The sequence below is a fragment of the Emticicia sp. SJ17W-69 genome (assembly GCF_051209875.1).
In the GTDB taxonomy this organism is placed as follows: domain Bacteria; phylum Bacteroidota; class Bacteroidia; order Cytophagales; family Spirosomataceae; genus Emticicia.
On sequence record NZ_JBNTQY010000001.1, the window covers coordinates 2,650,210 to 2,661,423 of the forward strand.

At 32.1% G+C, this 11,214-nt stretch carries 8 protein-coding genes; 1 reads left to right on the forward strand and 7 read right to left on the reverse strand.

From position 1 onward, the window contains the following. Positions 1-48 precede the first annotated feature (48 nt). Positions 49-210 carry a hypothetical protein gene (locus ACQUQZ_RS10830; RefSeq protein WP_435354954.1) on the forward strand — a complete coding sequence of 54 codons (162 nt, stop codon included), beginning with the start codon at positions 49-51 and terminating at the stop codon, positions 208-210. Positions 211-879: 669 nt separating this feature from the next. Here the strand turns inward: ACQUQZ_RS10830 and ACQUQZ_RS10835 are convergent. The 7 genes from ACQUQZ_RS10835 to ACQUQZ_RS10865 all read right to left on the reverse strand — a co-directional run bounded on the left by ACQUQZ_RS10835 (position 880) and on the right by ACQUQZ_RS10865 (position 10,069). Further along, positions 880-1,434, reverse strand: coding sequence for a hypothetical protein (locus ACQUQZ_RS10835; protein ID WP_435354955.1), 555 nt, complete (start codon positions 1,432-1,434; stop codon positions 880-882). 555 nt (positions 1,435-1,989) lie between these two features. Further along, the gene (locus tag ACQUQZ_RS10840; RefSeq protein WP_435354956.1) at positions 1,990-5,163 is read right to left on the reverse strand and encodes a choice-of-anchor Q domain-containing protein; all 3,174 of its coding nucleotides are present in this window, start codon (positions 5,161-5,163) and stop codon (positions 1,990-1,992) included. A 425-nt stretch (positions 5,164-5,588) separates the two neighbouring features. Beyond that, positions 5,589-6,575: an SIR2 family protein gene (locus ACQUQZ_RS10845; RefSeq protein ID WP_435354957.1), complete on the reverse strand. Its 987-nt coding sequence runs from the start codon at positions 6,573-6,575 to the stop codon at positions 5,589-5,591. A gap of 454 nt (positions 6,576-7,029) precedes the next feature. After that, the gene (locus tag ACQUQZ_RS10850) at positions 7,030-7,230 is read right to left on the reverse strand and encodes a hypothetical protein (RefSeq protein ID WP_435354958.1); all 201 of its coding nucleotides are present in this window, start codon (positions 7,228-7,230) and stop codon (positions 7,030-7,032) included. A 440-nt stretch (positions 7,231-7,670) separates the two neighbouring features. Then, on the reverse strand, positions 7,671-8,255 hold the full coding sequence (locus ACQUQZ_RS10855) for a DUF6630 family protein (protein WP_435354959.1): 585 nt from the start codon (positions 8,253-8,255) through the stop codon (positions 7,671-7,673). A 374-nt stretch (positions 8,256-8,629) separates the two neighbouring features. After that, the gene (locus ACQUQZ_RS10860; RefSeq protein WP_435354960.1) at positions 8,630-9,235 is read right to left on the reverse strand and encodes a hypothetical protein; all 606 of its coding nucleotides are present in this window, start codon (positions 9,233-9,235) and stop codon (positions 8,630-8,632) included. 303 nt (positions 9,236-9,538) lie between these two features. Further along, positions 9,539-10,069: a hypothetical protein gene (locus ACQUQZ_RS10865; protein ID WP_435354961.1), complete on the reverse strand. Its 531-nt coding sequence runs from the start codon at positions 10,067-10,069 to the stop codon at positions 9,539-9,541. Positions 10,070-11,214 lie beyond the last annotated feature (1,145 nt).

The following is an 11,214-nucleotide window of genomic DNA, read 5'->3' on the forward strand; positions in this document are numbered from 1 at the left end:
AACGACTCGCAAGCAAGATGATTTTTGAGCGAATGCTGAGTTAATTAATTGATTATCAAACTTTTACTTGCTTGCCCGAGTTGGACTTTAGAAACTTTGCGTACCAACGCCTTCGTAATGTCGCCCGACAAAAGTGCGAACAAAAGACTAAAAAAGCAAAGAATTGGCGTAGAAGTTTTTGCGAAGAAATGCTGTGAAAACCAACGCTGATTAATTGTCGCCCGAGCCTAAAAAGCTAAACAATTTGCGAAGAAAATTTGGTAGAATTAACATTTAAAAATTTCGCTGATTTCATGTCGCACAAGCCTAAAAACTGAAAAAAGCCGAGAGTAAAATTGAGAAAAGTGGAGAAAAAATTGAGAATTTACCAAGAAAAATTGCGAGAAAAACAAAGAATAATCTGAGACGAGCCACAATGGAATTGAAGAAACTGCGAAAAAAAAACGTAAAATCTTAACGAATTAGAGTTGTCGCAAGTGCCTAAAAAGATTTGAAAGAAAGATTAGCGTGAACTTCGTTCCAACGCTCCGAAAGGAGAAGTTGGGTGATTATTTTGAATTAAGAAATTGATTTATAGATATTTACTTCTTTCGTCACGTTGGACTCACTAATATTAAAAGCTTCGCTGATTTGGTGTCGCCCAACAAATGAAAGTGCTAAGATATTAAAAACATAGTATAATCAGACAGGTTTTTGCGAAAAAAAACTATGCAAATCGCTCTAATCTCATGTCGCCGAAAACGATAAGTGCAGTAGACCCAAAAACGTAGAAGCTATTGAAAGTAAACACTTTGCAAACCGCTCTAATCTCACGTCGGCAGTAACTATGAGCTTGATAAAAGCTGTCAAGCTATTTCAGTTGTATAGGGACAAAGTATTTTAATATTCATTGTCAAAAATTAATTCTTCGTAGTATTTAGATTCAAGTTCAATTAGCCTTTCTTTTTTTAAAGGAATATGGGGAAAATCAATTTTACTTCTTAAATTTTTTATAAACTTTTTTTCTTCCTCATTTAATTCTTCATTTGTATCTGCATAATATTGAATTGTCCCTTCATAATCATAGCATATTTGTTCTAATGAAAACCAGCCTTTGTAAAATCCTATTGATAAAAATTCGTTTAAGTTTTCAGCTAAAATTATATTACAATCTTTTGATGAATTTCTGTAATTCATTGGTACTGTCATAATAATCGGTTGGATACTATCTGAAATTTCAAAAATACTGTAATGAACTCCATCCCCTCCTGTTGTTGCAAACACAATTGTATTTTTTGGTGTTAAATCGTATCTAAATGTTTCATCATCATTAGGAATTATGCCAGCATAGTCAAAAGACAAGTAATGTTTGGATTGTTCTTTTTTTAAATCATCAGCTGATTCTTCAATTACTTTTCTGAATATTTCCAAATTGATTGTTTTTTTGATATTCATTTTTATTTTGAACTGCTTAAATTTTTTCCAACGCTCCGAAAGGAGAAGTTGGGAGATTATTTTGATTTAAATGATTGTTTTTAATACATTTACTTCTTTCGTTTCGTTGGACTCACCAATTTTGAAAGCTTCGCTAATTTAATGTCGCCCAACAATTGAAAATGCTAAGATATAAAAAACGTAGTATAATCAGAGAGGTTTTTGCGAAAAAAAACTATGCAAAACGCTCTAATCGGACGTCGCCGAAAACGATGAGTGCAGGAGCACCAAAAATGTAGAAGCTATCGAGAGTAAACACTTTGAACTCTTCTGATGCCCTGTCGCCCAAGCTTATGAAATTGACAAAAGTTGTCAAACTATTTCAGTTGCATATGTACTTCTGACAGTCATGTAATTGCTTCTGACACTCGTGTAAGTTTGGCTAAATGTTCTATATTTGGTCATTGTATCTCAGAGTGCAAGTAATAAAAATATATTCCCCAATGCCATTGTAACAACGACTGACACAAGGACTGATTTTAAAATTAGCTCAATATTGGCTATTATCACCTTTTATTAGTTACAGCCACCAATAATAGCCTCAAACTTCTTTCCAAAACTGGTCATAAAACCAGGTTTCAATTCGATTGCCAAAGCAGACTTAAGTATTAAACTTTGTGAAGGCTGACCAATATTGATACTAATCTGGTTAGGGTTGTAAATGATATTTCCAACTAACTGAAGTGGGTTATTAATTAATTGTGGATGTGTATAAAACAAAGATTCGTAAGCTCCAATATCAGTTTGAATATCAAACCTCCTATTATTTCCCAAAATATCAGAAAGAACTAAAGGGGAGTTAATCCCTGCATTTATGGCTTTAGAACATTGTGTTATATTTAGACCGTCATCATTTGTAAAAAACTTCCCATCAACTCCTTTGGGTAAACTTTGGTTTAAAAATAAAGGATTATGACTGAAGTTGTTAGACTGAGAAGGTAATATACCATTCTGAAATATTGAATTTGAAAAAGCAATATTTCCACCATCAAGGAAATATCCCCCTTCATTCCCAGAATTTCCATAAAATATTGAATTTCTTACCTCACCTTGTGCATTCCAAAAATAAACGCCATCTCCACTATAGCCTTGTAAATTGCTATTATTTACAATATTAGTATTGTAAATTTTAAGTTCAGGTATATTTTTAAACATCATGCCACCACCATATTTTGAATAGGAGCCATATACTACCGTATTTATAACTTTTGAAGAGTCTAAATTATCAAAATATGCCCCACCACCATATTCTCCTGAAGAGTTTTCTTGAAATATAACCCCCACAAGTTCAATTGAGTTAAGTAAAGCCGAAACCCCTCCTCCATTTGTCTGAGCAACATTTTTCTCAAAAACTGAATTATATATATTAGTCTTAGATTGATAAGATGACAAACCGCCACCATTGAGAGATTTATTCCCAATGATACTCATATTACTTAATTTTGCTTTCGATTTCCCTAAGAAAATTCCCCCTCCTTGATTATGTAAAATAAAACTTGTTCCAACAGATGTTAATATATTTTTATCTGCTTGCCCTCCAGTCAACACAAAGTTATCAATTTCAATACCCAAAGTGTCATTAACTGCCGAAAGTACATTTAACGAATTATTACCTTGAATTTGAGAAACATCCTCAATGATGAAATTAGTATCTGTATTTATGTCATTATTATCAATGTCTCCACTTAAAATAGTTTTGGGGTTTCCTATGATTCTCTCTGTAATTGAAAGCTCATTCCCTGAGAATCCGCCATATAATTTAATATTATCTCGTACTAAAAAAGTTTTAGTACGAACATCCGTTGGATTCGAATTTCCTAAACCGTCTTTTTCAGGATAATAAACATCGCTTGTAACCCAAATTTCGCCAACTTGATAACAATTTCTCGCTCTGGTAAGAGCATCCTCCAAACTTGTAAAGGCATTTGTCCAACTATTACCTTTATTTAATCCCCCAGCACTTTTATTCACATATAGTCTTGTCTTCGACATTGGTATTAGTTTCTGATACTCGTAAGCTCCAATATCAGGAATTCCACCGTTATAAGGTCTAACATTGCCTGCAATATCGGTATTAGTTGTTGGCAAGAAAGCTCCAGTATTTATTCCCAAAGAACAGCTATCCAGACTTAATCCATCATCTTCTGTACCCAAAATATTATCTTCTCCGTCAAAGTCATTCAAATTATAAAATAGAGGATTGTTATTGGTATAACCTGAACCCGACAAATATTGAGATTTTTGAATAATTGAATTGGAAATTTGATAAATATTTGAACCTGAAGTTTTGATAAAACTATTGTTTTCTGAATACCCCCAAATAATAGAGTTTTTTATTGTTGTAAGTGGACTGCCTTGCAAATAAACGCCGAAACAGCTACTCGATGATTGGACTCCAGCAATAGTTGAATGAACTATTTCGCATTCTGAATCACTAATCGCAACATTTCCCTTTTCATTACCACCCAATACACAGTTATAAAACTTAATATTTGAATTTGATGTAATAGTCGCTCCTGTCAGATTATTGATTAGAAATGTATTTTTGACTGCCATCGTAGCATTAAATATGTAAAGTGCAGCTGGAGAAAAGCCTTGAGTTACAGTAGATAAATGGTTTTTTATTGTACAATGGTCTATAAATGAGTTTAATGGATTTGAAACTATTAAGATGCTTATTGCATGACCTCCATTGATTGCCTCATTGTTATCGAAAAGACAAGAATCAATTTGCAAAGTTTGTGCTCTCACAACCACAAGACCTCCACCAGAACTATTTATTGATTTATTCTCAATAAAAGAGGAATTATTTATTTTTATATTATAACAGTCCTCAGAATAAAATGCACCACCATTTTGGGCCTTATTATTTGAAAATACACATTCATTCATTACAAGCCCCCCTTCACTATAATTAGTGTAAATACTCCCTCCTGCTAGCTTAGCCTCATTATTCAAGAAAGTATTTTTTAGTAGTTTGACTTCAAAAAGTTCTAAATTTGAGTAATTTTCGAAAACAGCCAAAGCCCCTCCATAGCTACTTTTATTTCCAATAAATAAATTATTTGATAATTGAATATTTGAGACATTTACTACAGCACCTGCACCAATGTGCTTCCTCACACCAAAATACTGGTTAGGGATGTTAGGATCAGTATTACCCATGCCAGATGTTATAATAAAGCCATCCATCAGCGAACCAGTAACACAGTTGGAAGCTAAAACAACATGATAGGCATTTTCTCCAACAAGGTTAGCCGTTGTCTCAGCAATATAGTTGCCATCATTATTGATGTCATTATTATCTATGTCACCACTTAAAATAGTTTTAAATAAATTAGGATTTCTTTGGTTTAGTAAGGTTTCATTACCCAAGAATCCCCCGTACAATTGCATTGTGCCTGAGATATAGAAAGTCATATCCCTATAAGGAACTGTAGTTCCTGGAAATGGTCGTCCACCAAAAGGGTCTCTGTCGGGAAAATAAACTCCTTGAGCCACCCATATCTGTTGATTGGAGGTTCTTGCTAAGTCTAAAGCATCAGAAAGATTTTTAAAAGCGTTTTCCCAAGAAGTCCCATTGTTAAGCCCATTCGCATCTACTTTTACATAAATTTGTGCGAAGGAGGTTTGTATCAAAGCAAAAAGAATAAAAATTGAAGTTTTTCTAAAAATAGACAAGCTATTCATACTATGAAATCATTTTAAAACAACGAATAAAATACCGAATCAATCTAGCTATATATCAAATCTTGAAAAGGGGCATAATATTTTAATATGGATTAACCAAGACACTGATTACTAATAATGCAAGTGCAAAATAAGTATGTGCTTTTTCGTAAAAAGGTTATATGTTGAGTTTATGATTTAAAATTAGCAAACTTTTACATATTTTTTCGAAGTGGGACAAAAAATACTTGCCATTGTACTAATTTGATGTCGGTAAGCAACTTGGCTAAAGTTCTCTGTTAATTTTTGCTCAATTGCTATTCAAAAATTATTGGCACACTCGCCATTTAAAATCCGAATCATAATGTAACTTGTGTCGGTTGTAACCTAACCCTTTGTTTGCCTTGGTTCTTGCCATTTGTTTACTAAATTTGTGTAAACCTATTTCAGTTGCATACGTATTTATTAATTAGCTTAATAATATTATTTAGTTCATCATGTGTTGAGCTATAAGGATATTTTATAACTCTCACGTTCAGCCTTAATAATTCATTTTTTAATAATAAAAACTTTCTTTTATCATATTCGGTGTCTTGATGTGTTATTAACGCATAATGATACGCATTTGGTGATAGCCGATGAATTGAAAGTTTTCTTTTAAGACTTGGGTCGTTAAATGACAATCCAATAAATAGACAAGTTGTACTGGTTAGTTTAGTAGTATGAAGCTGGTTGTACCACGAATTCGGTTGAATTATATCTGTTAAATAGTCATCTTCTGTTAAGTATATTTTGCTTTCTAATCCTCCTTTATAAGGTAAAATTCCGTGCATGTGGTAAATTGGGAAATTCTTATGTATACTGAAGTAATTGTCTCCAACTACCGATGATGTTTTGAAATTCTGATTTTTAAAATATATTTCTATTAAATCATCATAATTGTAAGTCAAAATACTTGTTACACGTTTTTGCGTTGATACTAAATTGTAAATATTAGCAATTAGTTCTGATGAAAAATTTAAATTGACATTTTCATATAATGCTTTTCTAAGTAAATATCTCCAATTGTTGAGTTCAATACAATTCTTGATTAATTGGGCAAGTATTAAAGGGTCTTCGTTGTAAAAAGAATCTGGAATTTTAAAATCAGGATAAGCTACCTCATAATATTCTGCCAACATATTTATTGAAATTGATTTAGGGGCTACTTCTTTGTAAATTTTATTATTTTCTTCGATGTCCCTCCATGCAAATAAGAATTCTGTTACAATGGTTTTTAAGAATTTTGTCCAAGTTGGAAGACCAGCTGAAACAGATAAACCAGCACCACAAACAATTGTTAGTTCATTATTTTCAAAGTTACGTAAAAAGTTCGTTAAACTTTTTTGACTATCAGAGTCTAAAAAAACTATATCATCTCTAATTTGTTTCATTAAGCATTTAAATAGTAAACTTCCAACGACCAGCATTGTGATGGTTTTGGGGTGATTTTAGAGTTAATTTATTAACTATCAAGCCTTTATATAATGCTTTCGAGTTGGACTTTCGAGCCTTTGAACGCTCTTCCTTCCAAGTGTCGCCAAGCACCAACAAACACAAAGATATAAAAAACGTAGAATAATCAGAGAGGTTTTTGCGAAAAAAAGCCTTTGTACTTCACCAATTTCACGTCGAACCAAACGCTGAAAAAAGCAGCCCAAAAAACAGCGAAGTAATTTGAGAACTAACACTTAGAAACTTCGCTTTGAAATTGTCGAACGAGCCTAAAAACTGTGACATTTTACTGAGAGGTTTTTGCGAAAATAGTTTCGTAAAACTTCGCTACTAAAATGTCGGATAAGTATAAAAAAACTTACAAAAACTGCTAAACCATTTCAGAAGAATAGGTTAATTTTTTCTGTTTAATTGTAAATCAATATCTTTTGCAAACTCAATACATTTTAGAATTGCAGCTTCTAAATCAGAATCTGTGCAACCTGCAATACGTCCTAATCCATCGTTTAATTCAACTTTATAAACGTTATTTGAAACTTCATCAAAATATAGAAACCAACCACTAAGTACCTCATCTCCGTTTCTGCGTTGCATATTTTTTGTTCTTCTTCCAACGACCGCAAATGAGAAGATTTGGGATTGGATTTTGAGTTAATTAGTTGATTATCAAACTTTTACTTATTTGCTCGTGTTGGAGACAAACAAAATTTGCGAAAGCTCCAATTTGATGTCGCCCAGCCAGATTTGAGAACTAAGATAGAAAAAAGCGTAGAAACTGCTCTGCCTAATTGTCCCCAAACCAAATCTGCATACCAAGTTCTGAAAAAAGAAAATGAAAAGCAAAAGAATTTATTTTTCGGAGTGAAATTTGAGAAAATACCACGCATTTTGAGTGTCGCAAATGACTATGCGTTTAAAATTTTGCTGAGAATTCACATTTAAAAACTTCGCTTTTGTCTCGTCGAACGAGCCTTTGAGCTAAAAATGTCAAACTATTTTAGTGGCATACGAAATGCTAATTTGAGAATTTTAATTTACCACTCATCAGTATAATGTTCGGCTTCAAATCCTAAATTTTTAGCTAATTGCTTAACTTTCTCAAAATCACCTTTTTTAACAAGCATAATTTGATAGCTATCACTATTAATGTCAATACCACACAATGTTATGTTAAATTTTTCTAAATTTTCTCCGAATATTTTATAAACTTTATCTATTGAGTTCAACACAGATAAATCACAAAAGGTATTGGTTCTGACTTCAACATCAAAATTTCTTTTAAGTGCCTTTTCTAAATACACAGCTAATTCTTCACTATCTTCTTTCCAATCAAAAAATCCATAAAAGTAAATCGGAGTTGCGTACATGAAATCTATAATTTCTTGTGAACAAAATTCAAAATTTTCATTTAACTTATTTTTGTGTTCTGATTTTTCAACCCTATTAAGTAAGAACTCTTTAATTATTTCAGCATCTTCAACTTTTAGTGTTAAGTCAATTAAAGAGAATATATTGTCAAACGTAAATGGTTTGCTTTGTGTTTGTTCCGTTACAAACTTTTTGAAAAAATTAAATATTCCCATGAGCCGATTTAAAGCTGTATTTTGTTTACGTTCCAACGACCAGCATTGTGATGGATTTGGAGTGATTTTAGAGTTAATTTATTAAATATCAGACCTTTACACAATGCTTCGTGTTGGAGACAAATCAATCTTGAACACCAACGCTTTCAAAATGTCGCCCAACAATTGAAAATGCTAAGGACTAAAAAGCGTAGAAACTGTTCTGCCTAAATGTCGCTGACCAAATCTGAAAACCAAGTTCTGAAAAAAGAAATTGAAAAGCAAAAGAATTTATTATTCGGAGTGAATTTTGAGTAAATACCACGCATTGGAAATGTTGGGAGTGCCTTTGCCTTTGAGAACTCACACTAAAAACTTCGCATTTGTCCAGTCGAACGAGCCTTTGTACTAAAACTATCTTTTAATATGGCTTACTTACAATAAGGATTGATAGTAATTTTGTTTTGCATCCACCATGTTTCAATTTTTGAATCCCAATGATTACCAGTAATTTTAATATAATAGTTTTGGTCTTTTAGAAGACTAAATAAATCTGGATATACAATCTTTGGATCATATAAAGCAATTATTTCATTAAATGAAAGATTATTTTTATCATTACTTAATAATTGGTCAATCCCAACAGCACCTACTTGTTTATCATATTTTTCAGTGAAAGATACTGGTGAGTAGGCGTCTGGGTTTTGCATAATACTAATCCAAAGCCCAATATTATTATTTGGATATATTTTTTTTACATCGTCTATCACTTTCATCAAAGCAATTCCTAATTTTTTAGGATTAAATGTAAGTTTAACGATTCTTGTTCCAGCTGAATATTGTTCAATATTCATTTCTCCAAAATATTCTAATTGTATTTTAGATGAATTTGGAAGTATAAAAAACATATTTTCAGTATTAATACTTTGTTGGCAGTAAATTGGTGGGACGATAACTTTGGGTTCTTCCCGAGTAGTTTTCTCACAGCTAAATACAAAAAATGATAGAAGTGTCGAAAATATAAATATTTGCTTCATTTATAAAATTTTTACAACCAAAAGAATTGAGATGGTTAGATTTTAGAGTTAATTAATTGATTTCCAGTTTCTTACCTTTTCTTAATTCGGATGTTGGAACACCAAGAAAAGTGAAACCTTTGCTCATTTTTGCCGTCCCCAGACGGCGGGCAAGCGGTGATATAAAACTAAGATGTTTATTGCTGAAAACCAAATTTGCACGCAAAATTTCGCTCTGATGTCCTGTCGCAGATGAATTTGAAGACCCCTTGAAATCGCTCAAATATCTTGTCGAGGATATGGTTGAATAACCTTAGGACACAATTATTGAGTTGTAATGAATGACAGAAATTCTTTGCCTAAAGTTGTAGTTCTTTCACTTAAAACTCCATTTATGGTCATCATACTTTTCAAACTACCAGACTTATGAAAACCAGCAGTTTTTAAATCTTCCCAAATTAAATCTAATATATCATCTTGATTTTTTAAGTCTGGGTATGCTTCTATAATTAAGCCATGAAGGCTGCCCATCATTATATTTGGTATTTCTTTTTGTCTATCATTAAACCATTTAGATGGATTATCAATGAAATTAAGAATAATTATATGTAATGCAGAAAATTTATCAAGCTGATGAAGAAATAATTGATTCTTGGTTACATCTGAATTAATACCGAGTGCAGCATTTATTATTGCATTTTTAAAAGAATCTAATTTTACTTTCTCGCTTGTTTTCAAAGCAAGGGAAGTTGCTTGTAATACAATATCAATGAAAATCTCATTCTCTTTTAAATTATTTAAATCTACTCCTCGATTTTCTTGCAGATTGAATATTTTTTCAGCAATATCATTCATCCATTCCGCCTTTCTTTTTCCAAAGGTGGTGAGATAATTAATCCAAAGATTTCTGAGGCTAATGAACCAACAACTGGAATCGTTCCAATACTACCTTTAATTATTGAATGTGCTATATCGAGTTTTGTAGCTTTAAATTCCATGTATTGTTGTTCATGATTCCAACGCTCGCAAGTAAGATGATTTTTGAGCGAATATTGAGTTAATTAGTTGATTATCAGACTTTTACTTGCTTGCTCACGTTGGAGAAAAGCCAACTTTGCAAGCTCTTCTTTCCGAGTGTCGCCCGAAAACTAAGCGACCCAAAGATATAAAAAAAGTAGCCACTATGGAATAGTATAAACCGCAAAGTTTTAGAGAAAAAAAACTGGCAAATTTCTTCTAATCGCACTTCGCCGAAAGCGATGAGTGCAGGAGCCTAAAAAACGTAGAAGCTATTGTAATTAAACACTTTAAAGTTTCGCAAATCAACCGTCTGCGGTAACTATGAGCTTGACAAAAACTGTCAAACTATTTTAGCTGCATACGCAAATGAAAATACTAGAAGTACAAAATTAATTGTTGAAATAAATAGAGTTTTTTGTCTTACATTATAAAACCCAAATTTGAATAATGAAAAATGGATAAGTTCTAAAAAAGCAAAAGCAATTAGCAAGATTATTATAAAATCGTTGTGAAAATTGGCTAAAAAAGTGGCTAATGAAATAAAAAAAGAGGCGATGAAATTTACGAAAATAGCTAAAACTTGAATAGATTTATTTGCAAACATATTTGTTTTTTCAATTCATTCCAACGACCAGCATTGTGATGGTTTTGGAGAGATTTTAGAGTTAATTTATTAAATAACAGACCTTTACATAATGCTTTTGTTGGAGACAAAGGACTTTGAATGCCAACGCATTCAATATTTCGCCCAACAAATGAAAGTGATAAGGACTAAAAAGCGTAGAAACAGCTCTGCCCAAATATCGCTCACCAAATATGAATAACAAGTTCTGAAAAAAGAAATTGAAAAGCAAAAGAATTTATTTTTCGGAGTGAAATTTGAGCAATTACCACACTAATTGAATGTCGAAAATGACTATGCGTTTGATGTTTTGCTGAGAATTCATGATAGAAAACTTCGCTTTTGTGCCTATGGACAA

Excerpts from the sequence above, each read along its gene's own strand:
- ACQUQZ_RS10840 (WP_435354956.1), bottom strand. The coding sequence starts at position 5,163 with ATGAATAGCTTGTCTATTTTTAGAAAAACTTCAATTTTTATTCTTTTT.
- ACQUQZ_RS10865 (WP_435354961.1), bottom strand. The coding sequence starts at position 10,069 with ATGAATGATATTGCTGAAAAAATATTCAATCTGCAAGAAAATCGAGGA.
- ACQUQZ_RS10860 (WP_435354960.1), bottom strand. The coding sequence starts at position 9,235 with ATGAAGCAAATATTTATATTTTCGACACTTCTATCATTTTTTGTATTT.
- ACQUQZ_RS10845 (WP_435354957.1), bottom strand. The coding sequence starts at position 6,575 with ATGAAACAAATTAGAGATGATATAGTTTTTTTAGACTCTGATAGTCAA.
- ACQUQZ_RS10835 (WP_435354955.1), bottom strand. The coding sequence starts at position 1,434 with ATGAATATCAAAAAAACAATCAATTTGGAAATATTCAGAAAAGTAATT.
- ACQUQZ_RS10850 (WP_435354958.1), bottom strand. The coding sequence starts at position 7,230 with ATGCAACGCAGAAACGGAGATGAGGTACTTAGTGGTTGGTTTCTATAT.